This window comes from Streptomyces sp. NBC_01261, from assembly GCF_036226385.1.
Taxonomy (GTDB): domain Bacteria; phylum Actinomycetota; class Actinomycetes; order Streptomycetales; family Streptomycetaceae; genus Streptomyces.
Genome location: NZ_CP108463.1, coordinates 2,629,183 through 2,646,781, shown reverse-complemented (window position 1 = coordinate 2,646,781; position 17,599 = coordinate 2,629,183). Strand labels below are relative to the sequence as shown.

Below are 17,599 nucleotides of genomic sequence, written 5' to 3'. Positions count from 1 at the left end.
CTTACATTACTTCCAGATAGTAGAAGTTAGATTCCGCAATACGGAAGTTCATGCGGAAGTCAGAAGCTCGCAAGGAGTTTTCACCGCGGGGCGCGCCGGTGATGTGATTCCGACAGCCGAAGCAGGAGTACTCCATGGCTCGTATGACCGCTGCCCGCGCGGCAGTCGAGATCCTCAAGCGCGAGGGCGTCAGCGACGCGTTCGGCGTCCCGGGCGCGGCGATCAACCCGTTCTACGCCGCGCTCAAGGCCTCCGGCGGCATCAACCACACCCTCGCCCGCCACGTCGAGGGTGCCTCGCACATGGCCGAGGGTTACACCCGTACCAGCCCGGGCAACATCGGTGTCTGCGTCGGCACCTCGGGCCCGGCCGGCACCGACATGATCACCGGCCTCTACTCCGCGATCGGCGACTCGATCCCGATCCTGTGCATCACGGGCCAGGCCCCGACCGCCGTGATCCACAAAGAGGACTTCCAGGCCGTGGACATCGCGTCGATCGCGGCCCCGGTGACGAAGATGGCGATCACGGTCCTGGAGGCGGCCCAGGTCCCCGGCGTCTTCCAGCAGGCCTTCCACCTGATGCGCTCAGGCCGCCCCGGCCCGGTCCTGATCGACCTCCCGATCGACGTGCAGCTCACGGAGATCGAGTTCGACCCGGACACGTACGAACCGCTGTCGGTCTACAAGCCGACCGCGACCCGCGCCCAGATCGAGAAGGCGATCGGGATGCTGAACGCCTCCGAACGCCCCCTGATCGTCGCGGGCGGCGGCGTCATCAACGCGGACGCGGCCGAACTCCTCGTCGAATTCGCCGAGTTGACCGGCACCCCGGTCGTCCCGACCCTGATGGGCTGGGGCGTCCTGCCCGACGACCACGAGCTGAACGCCGGCATGGTCGGCCTCCAGACCTCGCACCGCTACGGCAACGCGACCTTCCTGGAGTCCGACTTCGTCCTCGGCATCGGCAACCGCTGGGCCAACCGCCACACCGGCAAACTCGACGTCTACACGGCGGGCCGGAAGTTCGTCCACGTCAACATCGAGCCGACCCAGATCGGCAAGATCTTCGCCCCCGACTACGGCATCGCGTCCGACGCGAAGGCGGCGCTGGAGCTGTTCGTGGACGTGGCAAGGGAGTTGAAGGCGGCGGGCACCCTCCCCGACCGCTCGGTCTGGGCGGCATCGGCCCAGGAGCGGAAGTCGACTCTGCAACGCCGCACGCACTTCGACGACATCCCGATCAAACCCCAGCGCGTCTACGAGGAGATGAACAAGGCCTTCGGCCCGGAGACCCGGTACGTCTCCACGATCGGCCTCTCCCAGATCGCCGGCGCCCAGATGCTCCACGTCTACCGCCCCCGCCACTGGATCAACTGCGGCCAGGCGGGCCCCCTCGGCTGGACGATCCCGGCCGCACTGGGCGTCGCGAAGGCCGACCCCGAGGCATCGGTGGTGGCCCTCTCCGGGGACTACGACTTCCAGTTCATGCTCGAAGAACTGGCGGTCGGCGCACAACACCGCATCCCCTACGTCCATGTCCTCGTGAACAACGCCTACTTGGGCCTGATCCGGCAGGCGCAGATCGGCCTGGACATCAACTTCCAGGTCAACCTGGAATTTGAGAACATCAACTCGCCCGAGCTGGGTGTCTACGGCGTCGACCACATCAAGGTCGTCGAGGGCCTCGGCTGCAAGGCCATCCGCGTCACCGACCCCAACGAACTGGGCACGGCCTTCGAACAGGCCAAGAAGCTCGCGGCGGAGTTCAGGGTCCCGATCGTGGTCGAGGCGATCCTGGAACGAGTCACCAACATCGCGATGAGCAGGACGAACGACATCAGCAACGTGGTCGAATTCGAGGAGATCGCGACGGAACCGGGTCATGCACCGACGTCGATCAGGACGTTGAAGGTCTGACAGAGGTGGAAAGACAGAGGGGGCGGCCCATCCGGGAGGACGGGCCGCCCCCTCTGCTTCTGGGAGGCGCGAAGCGCCGACCGATAGGGCCGCGGGGCTGTGTCAATCTGCGGCTCCGCCGCGTGGGCGCGACCAGCCACGAACGACCCGCACCCCGCAACGAACAGCCCCAGGCAGTACCTACCCGGCCCCGCAAGTGAACCCACCCCCGGACCCCCCACCCCAGGACTGCGGCAACCCCTCCTCGGCACTCCCACCCCGCCCGACCAACCCCGCCGCCTCAGCGAAACGCGGCACGAGCGAGACCAACGCCTTGTCCCCGTACAGGGCGACCGCCAGCAGAACATCACCCGACGACACCCCCTCCCGCCCGACAGGCAACGGGAGTTGAACCCGCAGGGACTTCAACAGCACGCGCGCGGCACGGCTACGACCAGGCGGAACCCTGCGCAGCAACCCCGCCGCCACAAGATCCCCACGCAACGCAGCGAGCGCCTCACCCACACCTCGCCGACCGAGCAACTCCCGCATACCCGCCGGACGGTACAGCGCAGCGTGCACAGCCTTCGTAAGACGAGGAAGCGCCCCGGCCCCCACAGCCACCCCCGACGCCCGCATCGTCCCGGGCCGCCCGGCCCGCACCTCACCCCGCAGACGCAAGGCAACCACCGCCACGGTCACGGCCGCACGGGCACCACCCCGCAGCAACGCGACCTCGTGAGGCTGGAGCCGGATTGTCGGAGCACCGCTCATGACACCCCCTGATACGAGGCCCGCCGCCCCCGTGCCGGCGGGCCTCGTGCGACGAATGTGCCCGTGTGCAGGGGCGGTTGAAGCCCCGCGAGGGGGGTTCAGAGGTTTATTTGAGGTTCACTGACCGTGCTGTTCCGACAGGCCCGGCCAGTCCTCGGGCCCGCCGCCCTGCCAGTCGATCAGGTCGCTCTCCTCGACCTCGATCCGGTCCAGATCGGCGAGGCGCAGGATCTCGACGACGTCGTCCAGGTGCGAGGCGATACCGAGGGTCTCGTCACCGGTGGTGACCCTGCGGGAGCCGTCCAGCGCCGGGGGATGGACCACGATGTGCGGGTGTTCCGATGGGTGTGCCATGCCTTCAGGCTGCTGTGCCCACGGCGGATCCGCACCCGGAAACGCCGAAGAGCGCCGGATACGGAACCGTCCGTATCCGGCGCTCGTCGTGGTGGCCGTCCGACGGCGCGAGGCTGGGCGCGACAGGACGTTCGCGCCGCCGGACGGAGTCTGTGGGCTGGAGAGGGGAGCCCCTCTCTCTGCAAAAGGGGAGCCCCAGGGAGCCCTGTGCAGAAGGCTTCGGCTGGGACCGCGGCGGTCGCGACGGGACCGGGGTGCTTCTTCCCTCAGGTCGAGAAGTAGCCCCTGGAACCTTCACCACCGCACTGGCTCGCATTCCGCCGCGGTCCTGGCCCTGCCCGCGCGGTGCCGCCGACCACCCCTCATCCGGGTCGTCCGGCACACGCGGGCCGTCTGTGGAGTCTTCCGGTTCTTCGGTCTTCGGTTCAGTCCTCGCGCAGGGCGTGGACCGCCTCCTCCACGCGTCGGCCGTACTCCGGGTCGGCGGCGTGGAAGTGGGCGAGGTTCCTCTCGATCACGTCGTCGCGGGAGACCTGGGCGAGCCCGCCGGCGATGTTCGCGACGAGACGGGACCGCTCCTCGGGCGACATCAGGCGGTACAACTCGCCCGCCTGGTAGAAGTCGTCGTCCTTGGTGTGCTGCGGAGCCTCGTGCGTGCCCGTGTAGCCGGTGACCGGCAGCGGGGCCGACAGGGCGCGGCCGGTCTCGGCGGGACCGTCGTAGGAGTTCGGCTCGTAGTTCTTCGCCGCGCGGCCCTGGGCGGTGGAGTTGGACGCCATGAGGCCGTCCCGGCCGTAGTTCCGCGCCGTCGTCGCCTTGGGGGCGTTCACCGCCAGCAGGGTGTGGTTGACGCCCAGGCGGTAGCGGTGTGCGTCCGCGTAGGCGAACAGGCGGCCCTGGAGCATCTTGTCGGTCGAAGGGCCGATGCCCGGCACGAAGTTGTTCGGGGAGAACGCGGCCTGCTCGACCTCGGCGAACACGTTGTCCGGGTTGCGGTCCAACACCAGCCGACCCACCCGCTGGAGGGGGTAGTCGCGGTGCGGCCACACCTTGGTGACGTCGAACGGGTTGAAGCGGTACTCCGCCGCGTCCGCCGCCGGCATGAGCTGGACGTGCAGCGTCCAGGACGGGTTCACGCCCCGCTCGATGGCCTGGAGCAGGTCCGTCTGATGGGAGTTGGGGTTCTTGCCCGCGAGCTCCGCAGCCTGGTCGGAGGACAGGCTGCGCACGCCCTGGTTGGTCTTGAAGTGGTACTTGACGAAGAAGGCCTCGCCCGCCGCGTTCGTCCACTGATAGGTGTGCGAGCCGTAGCCGTTCATGTGGCGGTACGACGCCGGGATGCCGCGGTCGCCCATCAGCCAGGTCACCTGGTGCGTGGCTTCGGGGCTGTGCGCCCAGAAGTCCCATACGTTGTCCGGCTCTTGACGCCCCGTGAAGGGGTCGCGCTTCTGCGAGTGGATGAAGTCGGGGAATTTTATGGGGTCCTTGATGAAGAACACCGGGGTGTTGTTCCCGACCAGGTCGTAATTCCCCTGCTCCGTATAGAACTTGACCGCGAAGCCACGCGGGTCGCGCACCGCGTCCGCGCCGCCGAGCGAGTCGGCGACCGTGGAGAAGCGCAGGAAGACCTCGGTGCGCCTGCCGACCGTGTTCAGGAAGTCGGCGTGGGTGAAGCCGGTGACGTCGTCGGTGACCTCGAAGTAGCCGTACGCGCCGGAGCCCCTGGCGTGCACCACGCGCTCCGGGATGCGTTCGCGGTTGAAGCGGGCCAACTTCTCCAGGAGGTGCTGGTCCTGGAGGAGGAGCGGGCCGCCGATGCCGGCGGAGGCGGAGTTCTGGTTGTCGGCGACCGGGGCGCCGGACTCGGTCGTGAGCACGCGCTTCGACATGGGGAGCAATCCTCGATGATTCGTTGAACTCGTCGAATTCGTTGAACTGGTGGGCATGGTTCCGGGCGGCGCCAACGCCTGGGCGCGACAGGACAGTTGTCAGCGACGGCGCCGCCCGGGGTCTGGGGGGCGGTGCTAGAGCCGCGCGCCCGACAGGCGTTCCACGGCGCGCAGCAGCGCCGAGTGGTCGAGTCCGCCGTCGCCCTGCGCACGCAGGCTCGCGACCAGCTGCGCCACCACCGCGCCCACGGGCAGCGCGGCGCCGACGTTACGGGCCGCGTCCGTGACGATGCCCATGTCCTTGTGGTGCAGGTCGATCCGGAAGCCCGGCTTGAAGTCGCGGTTGAGGAAGTTGTCCTTCTTCCGCGTCAGCACGGTGGAGCCCGCGAGCCCGCCGTTGAGGACGTCGAGGGCCGCCGCGAGGTCCACGCCCGACTTCTCCAGGAAGACCACGGCCTCGGCGCACGCCTGGATGTTCACGGCGACGATCAGCTGGTTGGCGGCCTTCACGGTCTGGCCCGAGCCGTGCGGACCGCACAGCACGATGGTCCGGCCGAGCGCGTCGAAGATCGGCTCGGCTTCCTCGAAGTCGGACTGTGCGCCGCCGACCATGATGGACAGCACGGCCTCGATCGCACCGGCCTCACCGCCGGAGACGGGAGCGTCCAGAACCCGAACTCCCTTTTCTGCGGCGGCTTTTGCCAGGTCGACCGAGGTCTGCGGGGTGATCGACGACATGTCGATCAGGAGGGTGCCGGCGCGGGCGTTCTCCAGGATGCCGTCGGGGCCGTAGGCGATGGCCTCGACCTGCGGGGACGCGGGGACCATGGTGATCACCACGTCGGCGTCCCGCACGGCCTCGGCGATGGAACCGGCCGCGGTGCCGCCGGCGGCGGTCAGGCGGTCCAACTTGTCCTGTTCCAGGGTGAAGCCGGTGACGTCGTAACCGGCCTTGATCAGGTTCTCGGACATGGGGGAGCCCATGATGCCGAGGCCGATCCAGGCAACCGCCGGGTGGGTCGGGCGGGAAGAGTCTGCGAGCTTGCTCATGCGGGTGCCTCTCTCACTGCTCTGCTGTGTCGGGGAGTTCAGCGCGCTGCGCGCGGGAGCCAGTCGAAGGCCTCGGCGCTCGGGCGGTCGCCGGGCTTGTACTCCAGGCCCACCCAGCCGTCGTAACCGGCCTTCCTCAACTGGTCGAGGAGGTCCTCCAGTTGGAGCGTGCCGGTGCCGGGGGCGCCGCGGCCCGGGTTGTCCGCGATCTGTACATGGCCGGTCTTCGCGGCGAACTGCTCGATCACGGAGGGGAGTTCCTCCCCGTTCATGGACAGGTGGTAGAGGTCCATGAGGAAGCGCGCGTTGCCGAGGCCGGACGCGGCGTTGACCTTGTCGACGACGTCCACGGCGGCGGGCGCGCTGACGAGCGGGTACAGCGGCGACTCGGGCTTGTTCAGGGCCTCGATCAGCAGGACCGCGCCGATCCGGTCGGCGGCACGGGCCGCGAGGACCAGGTTCTCCAGCGCGAGCGCGTCCTGCTCGGCGGGGTCGACGCCGGCCACGCGGTTGCCGTAGAGCGCGTTGAGGGCCGTGGCGCCGAGGGAGTGGGCGAAGTCGGCGGCCACGTCGATGTTCGCGCGGAACCTCTCCGACTCCTCGCCGGGGATCGACAGGGCGCCGCGGTCGGGGCCGGGGAGCTGTCCGGCGTAGAGGTTCAGGCCGGTGAGCTGGACGCCCGCGTCCGCCAACGCCCGCTTGAGCGCGTCCAGTCGGGACTGCTCGGGGGTCGGGGAGTCGACCCAGGGCCACCACAGCTCGACCGCGGTGAAGCCGGCCGCGGCGGCAGCCGCGGGGCGCTCCAGGAGCGGGAGTTCGGTGAAGAGGATCGACAGGTTGACGTTGAAGCGCTGGTCTGCGAATCCCATCGGGGTCGCGCTCCCTTCCGTGTCGGGTGTCGTCTTGGTATTCCGTATTGCGGAATATGGTTTCTGCTTAATGGAAGATTGCCGTCGGGTGTCGGAGCTTGTCAAGGGGGCTCGGCGGAAAACGGCACCGCGCGTTAGGTTGTGCGCGTGCGATTGCGAGTGGAGTTCACGACAGAGCCCTTCGATCTCGACGAGGCGCCCGCGCATGCGCTGGTGGCCCGGGAGGTCATCGAGGCTGCGGAGCTGGACGCCGTGGACGTCGGGCCGTTCGGCAACACGGCCGAGGGTGGTGCCGACGCGGTGCTCACCGCCGTCGACGCGCTGCTGCGCAGGACCCTGGAGGCCGGTGCCACCCGGGTCTCGCTCCAGCTCAACGTGATCGGCGAGGGCGACCGGTGACCGGTATCGCGGACGAGCCGTTCATCACGGCCGTGAAGCCGCTGGTCGACGCCATGGGCGGCGAGATGCTCCCGCCCGACGAGGCCGGCCCCGACGACGTCGTGCTCGCCTGGGAGGGCACGGACGTGGTCGCCGTACGCCTGCCGCAGCTCGCGGACTCGCTGGACCACATCCTGGCCGCCATGGAACGCAAGAAGGGCAAGCCCCTCGCGGACCTCGACCGCAAGGCCAAGCAGGAGGTCGTACGGATCCTGGAGGCGCGCGGCGCCTTCTCGGTCCGGCACGGAGTGGAGACCGTGGCCGGCGCCCTCGGGGTCAGCCGGTTCACCGTGTACAACTACCTGAACCGCGAGAAGGACGCCTGAGCTGAGCTGCCGGGCGGCTGGGGGCTTTGTTACCCGGAATTTTCAACAAAGTGTTGACGTGGTGTTCCGCGGGGCGTTAGCTACTGGGCAGCCCGTTCAGCACAAGGCCACGGAGGCCCCCGTGACTTCGACATCCATGCCGCCGGGGCTCGTCCGGTTCAACGTTCTGGAGGAGCACGCGGCGTTCGCCGCGCTCCTCGACGCTTGTGCCTCCACGGCGTGGGCGGGGCGGCTGCTCGCCGGCCGTCCGTACGCCGGATCCGAGGACCTGTACGCCGCGAGCGACTCCGCGACGGCGGAGTTGACCGCCGACGACCTGGCCGAGGCGATGGCCGGTCACCCGCCGATCGGCCGGCCCAAGCCCGGTGACCCCACCTCCGCCCGCGAGCAGCGCGGCATGGCGGGTGCCTCCGAGGACCTCAGGACGGAGATGCTCGACCTCAACCTGTCGTACCAGGAGAGGTTCGGCCATGTCTTCCTGATCTGCGCCACCGGCCGCACCGGCGAGCAGATGCGCGACGCGGTCAGGGAACGGATCGGCAACTCGCCGGAGCGGGAACGCGAGATCGTCCGCACCGAGTTGGGCAAGATCAACCGCATCCGGCTCGCCCGCATCGTCGAAGAGGAAGCCCGCGCATGAGCACCAGCACCACCGCCTCGGTGTCCACGCACATCCTGGACACCAGCGTCGGCCGCCCCGCCGAGGGCGTCGCCGTCCAACTCGCCGCCCGGAGCGGCCCGTTGGGGGAGTGGCAGCCGCTCGGAGGTTCCGCCACCGACGTGGACGGCCGGTGCAAGGACCTCCCCGCGCTGCCGGCGGACACCACACACGTACGGCTCGACTTCGCCGTGGAGCCGTATTTCGAAAAGAAGCAAGCCGATGCGCAGCAGGACGCCCCCGCGAATCGGGACAGCGGTGCGACGACCGGAGTGTTCTTCCCCGAAGTGGCGATCACCTTCGCCGTGAAGCCCGGCGAGCACTACCACGTACCGCTGCTGCTCAACCCGTTCGGCTACTCCGTATACCGAGGGAGCTAGCAGACACATGCCTACGATCCTGGGCCAGAACCAGTACGGCAAGGCCGAGAACCGAGTCGTCAAGATCACGCGGGACGGCGCCACCCACCACATCAAGGACCTCAACGTGTCCGTGTCGCTGAGCGGCGACATGGACGAGGTCCACTACTCCGGCTCGAACGCCAACGTGCTGCCGACCGACACCACCAAGAACACGGTGTACGCGTTCGCCAAGGAGCACGGGATCGAGTCCGCCGAGCAGTTCGGCATCCACCTCGCCCGGCACTTCGTGACGAGCCAGGAGCCGATCAGGACCGCGCGCATCCGCATCGAGGAGTACTCCTGGGAGCGGATCGACACCTCCGACGCCAACTCCCAGTTCATCGGCGCCGACGAGGTCAAGCACTCCTTCGTCCGCAAGGGCCAGGAGACCCGGGTCACCCAGATCACCTACGACGGTGAGAACTGGGAGGTCATATCCGGCCTCAAGGACCTCGTCGTGATGAACTCGACCAACTCCGAGTTCTGGGGCTACGTCAAGGACAAGTACACGACCCTCCCCGAGGCCTACGACCGCATCCTGGCCACCCAGGTCTCCGCCCGCTGGCGCTTCAACTGGTCCGACGACGAGCAGAAGATGCCGAGTTGGGAGAAGTCGTACGAGCAGGTGAGGAAGCACATGCTCCAGGCCTTCGCGGAGACGTACTCGCTGTCGCTCCAGCAGACCCTGTACCAAATGGGTTCGCGGATCATCGACAACCGCAGCGAGATAGACGAGGTCCGCTTCTCCCTCCCGAACAAGCACCATTTCCTCGTGGATCTGGAGCCGTTCGGTCTGAAGAACGCCACCGAAGACGGTGCTGTGTACTTCGCCGCCGACCGGCCCTACGGCCTGATCGAGGCGACGATCCTGCGGGACGGCTGCGAGCCGAAGATCCCGGTGGATCTCACCAACCTCTGAGCAACTCCCCCTGGACCGGCGCCCTTTCGGCCGGTTCACCTGCGGCACCCGTGGCCCGCCCGTCCCGTGCGGGCCGCGGTACTCAAATCCCCGGGTCCTGCCGTGCCCGTTCCGCACAGTGAATAGGACGAACCATGGCGGCAGTTCAGCGCATCGTCATCGAGAACTGTTCGATCGCGACCGTCGACGCCGACGACACGGAGTACGCCACCGGTCACCTCGTCGTCGCCGGCAACCGCATCGAGTCCCTCGGCGCGGGCCGGGCGCCCGAGGGCCTGGAGAACGTCGTACGCCGTATCGACGCGTCGGGCCACCTGGTGACCCCCGGCCTGGTCAACACCCACCACCACTTCTACCAGTGGATCACCCGGGGCCTGGCCACCGACCACAACCTCTTCGACTGGCTCGTCGCGCTGTACCCGACCTGGGCGCGCATCGACGAGCCGATGGTCCGCGCCGCCGCGCAGGGTTCCCTCGCGATGATGGCCCGCGGCGGTGTCACCACCGCGATGGACCACCACTACGTCTTCCCGAAGGGCTCCGGCGACCTCTCCGGCGCGATCATCGGCGCCGCCCGCGAGATGGGCGTCCGCTTCACGCTGGCCCGCGGCTCCATGGACCGCAGCGAGAAGGACGGCGGCCTGCCCCCGGACTTCGCCGTCGAGACCCTGGAGGGCGCCCTCGCCGCGACCGAGGCGACGGTACGGGAGCATCACGACGCCTCCTTCGACGCGATGACCCAGGTCGCCGTGGCCCCCTGCTCACCGTTCTCCGTGTCGACCGAACTCCTCAAGCAGGGCGCCCAGTTGGCCCGTCGGCTCGGGGTACGGCTGCACACGCACGGCTCGGAGACGGTCGAGGAGGAGCAGTTCTGCAAGGAGCTGTTCGGCATGGGCCCGACCGACTACTTCGAGTCCACCGGCTGGCTCGGCGAGGACGTGTGGATGGCGCACTGCGTCCACATGAACGACTCCGACATCGCCGCCTTCGCCCGCACGAAGACCGGTGTCGCCCACTGTCCTTCCTCCAACGCCCGCCTCGCCGCCGGTATCGCCCGCGTCCCCGACATGCTCGCCGCCGGCGTCCCGGTCGGCCTCGGCGTCGACGGCACCGCCTCGAACGAGTCCGGCGAACTCCACACCGAACTGCGCAACGCGCTCCTCATCAACCGCCTCGGCGCCCACCGCGAAGCGGCCCTCAACGCCCGCCAGGCGCTGCGCCTCGGAACGTACGGCGGCGCCCAAGTCCTGGGCCGCGCGAGCGAGATCGGCTCCCTGGAGCCGGGCAAGCTCGCCGACCTGGTGCTGTGGAACCTGGACACCCTCGCTCACGCCTCGATCGCCGACCCGGTGACCGCGCTGGTCTTCGGCGCGGCGGCCCCGGTCACCGCGTCGTTCGTGAACGGCCGTCAGATCGTCGAGAACAACCGCCTGTTGCACGTCGACGAGGACACGATCGCCCGCTCCACGCGGGACGAGGCCCGGCGACTGGCGCGGATCGCCGCGCAGGGCTGACCACGCTCAGCGTCAATCGCCCTACGGCGTCGCTGAGTTGAAGATCTCCGGTTGAGGGGGACGGCCCTCGACCGGTGGCCGTGGCCGGGGCGTGCATGGACATGTGCGCCCCGGAACGGCCTTGTTCAACCCCTTTGTTGGGTTCCGTCCCGGTCCCGCACGACCGCGCACCACCTCCTGAAACCCACGTCAGAGCCGACGTGTTACCCGCCCGGAGGAGCCGCCGTGACCATCCGACCCGAGGCCCGAGCCGTAGCCGAGCCCGTCGTCCATCCCGTCGACGAGAAACTCCCCGCACTCAAGATGGCCACCACGGGCCTGCAGCACGTGGCCGCCATGTACGCGGGAGTCGTCGCCCCGCCGCTGATCGTCGGCGCGGCCGTCGGCCTCTCCGGCACCGAGCTCACCTTCCTCACCGGCGCCTGCCTCTTCACGGCGGGCCTCGCCACCTTCCTGCAGACCATCGGCATCTGGAAGATCGGTGCCCGGCTGCCCTTCGTCAACGGCGTCACCTTCGCCGGAGTCGCCCCGATGACCGCGATCGTGGCCTCCACCCAGGACAAGTCCGACGCGCTGCCCGTCATCTTCGGCGCGGTGATCGTCGCCGGCCTCCTCGGCTTCCTCGCCGCACCCTTCTTCAGCAAGGCGGTGCGCTTCTTCCCGCCGGTCGTCACCGGCACCGTGATCACGCTGATAGGCGTGTCCCTGCTGCCCGTCGCCTTCGGCTGGGCGCAGGGACCGGACCCCTCGGCACACGACTACGGTTCGCGGACGTACCTCGGCCTGGCGGCGGCGACACTCGTCATCGTCCTGGTCCTCCGCCGCTTCAGCCGCGGCTTCGTCAAGCAAATAGCCGTCCTGCTCGGCCTGTTGATCGGCACGCTGCTCGCGATCCCGTTCGGTGCGACGGACTTCAGCCCCGTCGCGGACGCCGACGTCATCGGATTCCCGAGCCCCTTCCACTTCGGCGCACCGCACTTCCAGGTCGCCGCGATCGTCTCGATGTGCGTGGTGATGGTGGTCTCGATGACCGAATCCACCGCGGACATGCTGGCGTTGGGCGAGATCGTCGACCGCCCCGCCGACGAACGGACCATCGCCGCCGGCCTGCGCGCCGACACCCTCGGCTCCGCCCTCAGTCCCCTCTTCAACGGCTTCATGTGCAGCGCCTTCGCCCAGAACATCGGCCTGGTCGCCATGACCCGTATCCGCAGCCGGTACGTCGTCGCCACCGGCGGCGGCTTCCTGGTGCTGATGGGCCTGTGCCCGATGGCCGCCTCGCTCATCGCCGTCGTACCGCGCCCGGTGCTGGGCGGAGCGGGCGTCGTCCTGTTCGGCTCGGTCGCCGCGAGCGGCATCCAGACCCTCGTCAAGGCGGGCCTGGAGCGGGACGACAACATCCTGATCGTGGCCGTCTCGCTGGCCGTCGGCATCATCCCGATCACGGCGCCGGACTTCTACCACGCGTTCCCGCAGACCGTACGGATCGTCCTCGACTCGGGCATCTCCACGGGCTGTGTGGCCGCGGTGGCGCTGAACCTCGTCTTCCACCACCTCGGCCGGGCCCGCGAAGAGGTTAGGGATACGACCGGAGCCGTACCCCTCGCCCGTCAGCCGATCTCGTAACTGTCCCCGTACACCTGCCACTTGAGCGGCGTGTCCAGGTCGAGGTTGCCCTGTTTCAGGAACACCCGTTGGGCCGTCTCGACCCGGGTCACGTCACTGTGCGCCGCCTCCTGCCTCATCGCCCAGACACGGGCGTCGAGGAAGGCGTTTAGATACGTCGTCTCGTCGCCGCCGTCGGTGGGCGTGGCCGCGTGCTTGCGGGCCCGGGCGCGGATGCCCCCGAAGGCGAGGGTGTCCGCGCCCGGGCCGTGCATGACCATCGCGTCGTAGTAGACGAACTGCCCGAGCGTGCCCACCCCGTCCTTCTTGGCGCGTGCCACGGCCGGGTCGAAGTAGCCGCGGTCCCGCTCGTCGCGCTGCGCCTCGCGGAACGCGGCGGAGGTCTTCGCGGCCTTGCGCCACGCCGTCGGGAAGCCCGGGGTCAGCCCCTTGTGCGAGGCGGTCCCGTCGACAGCGCGCAGTGCGGGCAGATAGGCGGCGAGGACATTGCCCGGGGCCCGCTCCGTGTACAGCTCCACGAGGGCCAGCATGTCGCTGGTGCCGGAGCAGAAACCGATGATCCCGCCGGTGTAGCCGCGGCCGTCGCCGATGTCCTCGATGTACTTGTACTGCGCCTCCCAGTCCAGGGAGGAGTTCTCCGCGCTCGACACCAGCCGCATCGCGATCTCCTTCTTCGCCGGTGCGTCGAGCCCCGCCGAACCCGTCGTCGAGGCGTCGGCGGACGGCCACTGACTCGCGATCGCCGCGGTGCCGAGGGCGGCGAGCAGGGTGCGGCGGGTGGCTTTTCTTCGGAAGAACGGCACGTCGACTCCAAGGCGGGCGCGATACACAACAATTCTGAAAGGCAGCTGAGACTCGCGCGTCAACTTGGGAGAGCCGTGGGGCGGTGTTGGCAGGGCACTGTGAATTCCCCTGTCACGCAGGAAAGCTGGCGTGCGGGGTCTTCATGCCGAGATATCCGGAGTGCCGACCCGCATCCGCGTTCAGGCGCGCTGGACCGACTGGCAAGGCATGGCGTCCGGTAGCCGTCCCGTGAAGTACGACCGGGGTGGGACACCCATCAGGGCGCGGAAGTCGGACGTCATGTGGGACTGGTCGTAGTAGCCGGTGACGGTGGCGAGCTGGGCCCAGGAGAGTTCGGCGGCGTGGGCCAGTACGGCGCGGACGCGGTTGATGCGGGCGAAGTGCTTGGGGGAGAGGCCGACCCCCTCGGCGAACAGGTTCCGCAACTGCCGCTCGCTGACGGCGAGTTCGCGGGCCACGTCGGGTACCGGGCCGGGGAGGTGACCGGTGCGGATCGACATCGCGTCGACGCCGGCCCGGACGAGTCCGGTGCGCGAGGAGTCCGTGACGGCGGTGAGCCGCGCGGGGAGGATCTCCACGAGCCGTTCCACCGTGCGCTCGGGGTCGGGGTCCAACCAGCGCAGATCGTCGGCGAGTTGGCGGGCCTTCCGGTCGGGCAGGTCCCCCAGGTTCATCGCCCGGCCGACGAGATCGACCGCCGGAACACCCAGCAGCGGCAGCGTCGTGCCCGGCGCCAGCCGTACCTCCACACACGACACGAGGGGCTTGCCCGCGTGGTACGTGGCCCGGACCCGCGGCCCGACGACGAGGACGTTGCGCCGACCGTTCCCCTCGACCCGCACGACCACCTTCGTGTCCGCGTCCGGGAGATGCACGAACGGCTCCTTCGGCACGGCGTCCAGCCGCAGCGCGCCGACGCGTGTGATCCAGGGGCGCAGTTCGTCGGGCAGGGGCACGGCCCACTGCGACAGGGCGTTCGTCACCCCTCCACGGTAAGCGCGCCACCGGCCGAACACGGCCCTCGAACGTGCCGGAATCTCCTAGAACCCAGGCCGCTTCCCCGCCCACTGTGGTGGCCATGATCCTCGTTACGGGTGCCACGGGCACCATCGGCAGTGAAGTCGTACGACAGCTCGCGGCGCGCGGTGAGAAGGTGCGCGCCCTGACCCGGGACCCCGCAAAGGCGCAGTTTCCGGAGGGAGTTGAGACGGTGCGGGGCCACCACGCCGACCGGACCTCGGTGGAGGCGGCGATGACCGGCGCCGAAGTCGCCTTCCTGGTGGGGGTGTTCGGCCCGGACGACTCCGCGCACGACCGGGGTCTCGTGGAGGCGGCGCGGGCGGCGGGCGTCCGCCGCATCGTGAAGCTCTCCGGAATCGGCGCCGGTGACCCCGCCATCGGACCGGTCGGCACCTGGCACGTGTCCGGTGAACAGGCCGTGCGGGACAGTGAGTTGGAGTGGACGATCCTGCGCCCCTCGGCCTTCGCCTCGAACACGCTCGGCTGGGCGGCATCCGTGCGCTCGGGCAGTCCGATCCCGAACACGAGCGGCGCCGGTGGCCAAGGGGTGGTCGACCCGCGCGATGTCTCCGAGGTGGCGGTCGCCGCGCTGCTGGACCCGGCCCACTCGGGCCGGACGTACACGCTGACCGGCCCCGAGGTACTCAGCGTCCCGGACCAGGCCGCCGTCCTCGCCGGGATCCTCGGCCGCCCGGTCGAGGTACGCGACCTGACCTCGGCCGAGGCACGCGAGTACCTGCTCGGGCTGGGCTTCAGCGACACGTTCATCGACGCCTCCGAGATCAGCAGGGAGTTCGTCCGCGACGGCGGCAACGAGGTCGTGACCGATGACGTACGGGAGGTACTGGGGCGGTCGGCGCGGACCTACCGGGAATGGGCCCAGGACCACCGGGCGGCGTTCGGGGAGGGGTGATCCGGGCGGGGGTGTGGGGCGGCGGCGTGCGGTCGGGCCGGGCGGGGGTGCGGGGCGGTGGCGTGCGGTCGGGCCGGGCGGGGGTGAGGGGCGGGGCGTGCGGGCGTGCCGCGTAGGCGCGGGGGCGGGCGAGGGTTCAGGGCGGAGCATGCGGCGCTTCCGAGCGAGGATGAGGGCCGGCGGCGTGCCACGTGAGCGGAGGCGCGGGCGGGTCGTGCGGGTGGAGGGGAACGGTCGGCGCAACGTCCTCGTCGTCGGGCCGCGGGTCCGGGCCACGTACCACGCGGGCAAGCCCCTCGTGTCGTGTGTGGAGGTACGGCTGGCGCCGGGCACGACGCTGCCGCTGCTGGGTGTTCCGGCGGTCGATCTCGTCGGCCGGGCGATGAACCTGGGGGACCTGCCCGACCGGAAGGCCCGCCAACTCGCCGACGATCTGCGCTGGTTGGACCCCGACCCCGACCCCGACCCCGAGCGAGGGTGAGGGCCGGTGGCGTGAATGGAGGCGCGGGGCGGGGGCGTGCGGCGCGCGGGGCGGCCAGAGGTGTCGGCGGAGATGGACGCCCGGGCGCACGGCCGTGGGGACGTCAGCCTCGCTCCCACCCCACCCCACCCCACCCCCACCCTTAACCCCGTCCCGATCGCAGCACCGCCGCCGCCAGCACCAGCGCTGCCGCCGCGATCAACGCTCCGGTCCGAAAAGCCAGTTGGTACCCCTCCGCAGTCGCCGGTATCAACTCCGCACCCCGGGCGAGCAGTCCATCGGTCCGGCCCGCCGCCAGCGTCGACAGCACCGCCAGCCCCAGCGAACCACCCACCACCTGCGTGGTGTTGAAGAGTCCGGAGGCAAGGCCCGCGTCCTCCTCCCGTGCCCCCGACATGGCGAGTCCGGTCAGCGCGGGCATCGCGGCGGCGAACCCGGTGGCCAGCAGGAGCAGGGGCGGCAGTACGTCCGTGAGGTAGGAGCCGCCGGCGGGGGCGCGGCCCAGCAGGGCCATCCCGGCGACGATGAGGACCAGCCCGGCCAGCAGTACCCGGTACGCGCCGAAGCGGCCGATGGTCCGTGCCGACAGGCCGAGCATCAGCACGCCGATCGCGACCGGCGCCGGCAGGAAGGCCGTACCGGTGAGCAACTCGCTGAAGCCGAGCACCCGTTGGACATACAGGGCGCCGATGAACTGGAAGCCGAACATCGTGCCGATCATCAGGATCTGCACGGCGTTCGCCCCGGTCAGGAGCCGGGAGCGGAACAGCCGGAGGCGGAGCAGCGGGCGGGCGGCCCGGGCCTGGCGGACGGTGAACGAGACGAAGAGGGACAGGGCGAGGGTGGCCAGGAGGAGGGTGGTGGGGAGGGGGCGGTCTCCGGACCCGACGATCACGTAGACGCTCAGCATCAGCGCGCCGGTGACCAGCGCGGCTCCCGGACAGTCGGCGCCTTTACCGAGCCCTGCGCCCTGTTCCGGGGCGAGGACGCGGAGGGCCGCGAGCCACGCCACGATGCCGATCGGCAGATTGATGAGGAAGATCCAGTGCCAGTTCAGGGCCTGGGTCAGCGCCCCGCCGAGGAAGGTGCCGAGCGCTCCGCCACCGGCGCCGACCGCGCTGAACACCGCGATCGCGCGGGCCTGTTCGCGCGGTTCCGGGAAGAGTGCGACCAGCATCCCGAGGACCACCGCCGAGGCCATCGCCCCGCCGACACCCTGCACGGCCCGGGCCGCGATCAGCATGTCCTGGCTGGTCGCGACCCCGCACAGTACGGACGCCACGGTGAACACGGCGAGCCCCGCCGCGAACATCCGCTTGCGGCCCACCAGATCGCCCAACCGGCCGACGAGCAGCAGCAGTCCGCCGAACGGGATCAGATACGCGTTGACGACCCAGGCGAGCCCCGGCCCCGAGAAGCCGAGGTCGTTCTGGATCGCGGGCATGGCGACCGTGACGATGTTGCCGTCCAGGATCGTCATCAACGTCCCGGCACACAGGACGACGAGGGACGCCCAGCGGGAGTACGTCCGGGGCGACGGGCGCGTCCGTGAGGTCTTCGACTCGGACCCGGTGAGTGCCGTCATGACGGTCTGACCTCCGTGGCTATCCATAGGAACCATAGGTGCACGACTTGTAACGGGGTACATCGTCAGGAACCATGGAG

The 17,599-nt window shown here is 69.7% G+C and carries 18 protein-coding genes; 10 read left to right on the top strand and 8 right to left on the bottom strand.

The genetic code is table 11. The features are described from left to right. Positions 1-134: 134 nt before the first annotated feature. Positions 135-1,919, top strand: a complete 1,785-nt coding sequence (gene gcl, locus OG226_RS11545) for a glyoxylate carboligase (protein WP_329348815.1) — start codon at positions 135-137, stop codon at positions 1,917-1,919. 180 nt (positions 1,920-2,099) lie between these two features. Here the strand turns inward: gcl and OG226_RS11540 are convergent, their stop codons facing one another. The 5 genes from OG226_RS11540 to OG226_RS11520 all read right to left on the bottom strand — a co-directional run bounded on the left by OG226_RS11540 (position 2,100) and on the right by OG226_RS11520 (position 6,834). Beyond that, positions 2,100-2,672, bottom strand: coding sequence for a TIGR04222 domain-containing membrane protein (locus tag OG226_RS11540; protein WP_329348814.1), 573 nt, complete (start codon positions 2,670-2,672; stop codon positions 2,100-2,102). A gap of 117 nt (positions 2,673-2,789) precedes the next feature. After that, the gene (locus OG226_RS11535) at positions 2,790-3,026 is read right to left on the bottom strand and encodes a hypothetical protein (protein WP_329348813.1); all 237 of its coding nucleotides are present in this window, start codon (positions 3,024-3,026) and stop codon (positions 2,790-2,792) included. 425 nt (positions 3,027-3,451) lie between these two features. After that, positions 3,452-4,915: a catalase gene (locus OG226_RS11530; RefSeq protein WP_329348812.1), complete on the bottom strand. Its 1,464-nt coding sequence runs from the start codon at positions 4,913-4,915 to the stop codon at positions 3,452-3,454. Positions 4,916-5,050: 135 nt separating this feature from the next. After that, entirely contained in the window at positions 5,051-5,965 is a 915-nt protein-coding gene (locus tag OG226_RS11525) for a 2-hydroxy-3-oxopropionate reductase (protein WP_329348810.1), read from the bottom strand. A 38-nt stretch (positions 5,966-6,003) separates the two neighbouring features. Continuing rightward, positions 6,004-6,834, bottom strand: coding sequence for a TIM barrel protein (locus tag OG226_RS11520; RefSeq protein ID WP_329348808.1), 831 nt, complete (start codon positions 6,832-6,834; stop codon positions 6,004-6,006). 147 nt (positions 6,835-6,981) lie between these two features. Between OG226_RS11520 and OG226_RS11515 the strand changes: the two genes are divergently transcribed. The 7 genes from OG226_RS11515 (at position 6,982) to OG226_RS11485 (ending at position 12,716) form a co-directional block, all read left to right on the top strand. Then, positions 6,982-7,233 (top strand): hypothetical protein, encoded by a 252-nt coding sequence (locus OG226_RS11515; protein ID WP_328677005.1) that lies wholly within the window; start codon positions 6,982-6,984, stop codon positions 7,231-7,233. Then, entirely contained in the window at positions 7,230-7,598 is a 369-nt protein-coding gene (locus OG226_RS11510) for a helix-turn-helix domain-containing protein (RefSeq protein ID WP_328677003.1), read from the top strand. The genes OG226_RS11515 and OG226_RS11510 overlap by 4 nt, the downstream gene beginning before the upstream one ends. 121 nt (positions 7,599-7,719) lie before the next feature. Continuing rightward, positions 7,720-8,238 (top strand): 2-oxo-4-hydroxy-4-carboxy-5-ureidoimidazoline decarboxylase, encoded by a 519-nt coding sequence (gene uraD, locus OG226_RS11505; RefSeq protein WP_329348806.1) that lies wholly within the window; start codon positions 7,720-7,722, stop codon positions 8,236-8,238. Continuing rightward, positions 8,235-8,636 carry a hydroxyisourate hydrolase gene (gene uraH / locus OG226_RS11500; protein ID WP_328677000.1) on the top strand — a complete coding sequence of 134 codons (402 nt, stop codon included), beginning with the start codon at positions 8,235-8,237 and terminating at the stop codon, positions 8,634-8,636. The genes uraD and uraH overlap by 4 nt, the downstream gene beginning before the upstream one ends. 7 nt (positions 8,637-8,643) lie before the next feature. Then, on the top strand, positions 8,644-9,576 hold the full coding sequence (pucL, locus tag OG226_RS11495; protein ID WP_328676998.1) for a factor-independent urate hydroxylase: 933 nt from the start codon (positions 8,644-8,646) through the stop codon (positions 9,574-9,576). Positions 9,577-9,710: 134 nt separating this feature from the next. Then, a complete protein-coding gene (locus tag OG226_RS11490) occupies positions 9,711-11,090 on the top strand; it encodes an 8-oxoguanine deaminase (protein WP_329348803.1) in 1,380 nt (459 codons plus the stop codon). 225 nt (positions 11,091-11,315) lie between these two features. Then, on the top strand, positions 11,316-12,716 hold the full coding sequence (locus OG226_RS11485) for a nucleobase:cation symporter-2 family protein (RefSeq protein WP_329348801.1): 1,401 nt from the start codon (positions 11,316-11,318) through the stop codon (positions 12,714-12,716). Here the strand turns inward: OG226_RS11485 and OG226_RS11480 are convergent. Together OG226_RS11480 and OG226_RS11475 are read right to left on the bottom strand one after the other, a co-directional pair. Further along, complete coding sequence (locus tag OG226_RS11480) at positions 12,701-13,519, bottom strand: chitosanase (protein WP_329348799.1); 819 nt, start codon at positions 13,517-13,519, stop codon at positions 12,701-12,703. The two genes, OG226_RS11485 and OG226_RS11480, sit on opposite strands and share 16 nt — an antisense overlap. 180 nt (positions 13,520-13,699) lie before the next feature. Beyond that, positions 13,700-14,503, bottom strand: coding sequence for an AraC family transcriptional regulator (locus OG226_RS11475; protein ID WP_329348798.1), 804 nt, complete (start codon positions 14,501-14,503; stop codon positions 13,700-13,702). 95 nt (positions 14,504-14,598) lie between these two features. On the opposite strand from OG226_RS11475, the gene OG226_RS11470 reads away from it, so the two are divergent. Both OG226_RS11470 and OG226_RS11465 read left to right on the top strand, forming a co-directional pair. Next, complete coding sequence (locus OG226_RS11470; RefSeq protein WP_443044633.1) at positions 14,599-15,453, top strand: NAD(P)H-binding protein; 855 nt, start codon at positions 14,599-14,601, stop codon at positions 15,451-15,453. A 184-nt stretch (positions 15,454-15,637) separates the two neighbouring features. Continuing rightward, positions 15,638-15,934, top strand: a complete 297-nt coding sequence (locus tag OG226_RS11465; RefSeq protein WP_329348796.1) for a hypothetical protein — start codon at positions 15,638-15,640, stop codon at positions 15,932-15,934. A 142-nt stretch (positions 15,935-16,076) separates the two neighbouring features. Here the strand turns inward: OG226_RS11465 and OG226_RS11460 are convergent, their stop codons facing one another. Further along, positions 16,077-17,519, bottom strand: coding sequence for an MFS transporter (locus OG226_RS11460; protein ID WP_329348794.1), 1,443 nt, complete (start codon positions 17,517-17,519; stop codon positions 16,077-16,079). Between the last annotated feature and the right edge of the window lie 80 nt (positions 17,520-17,599).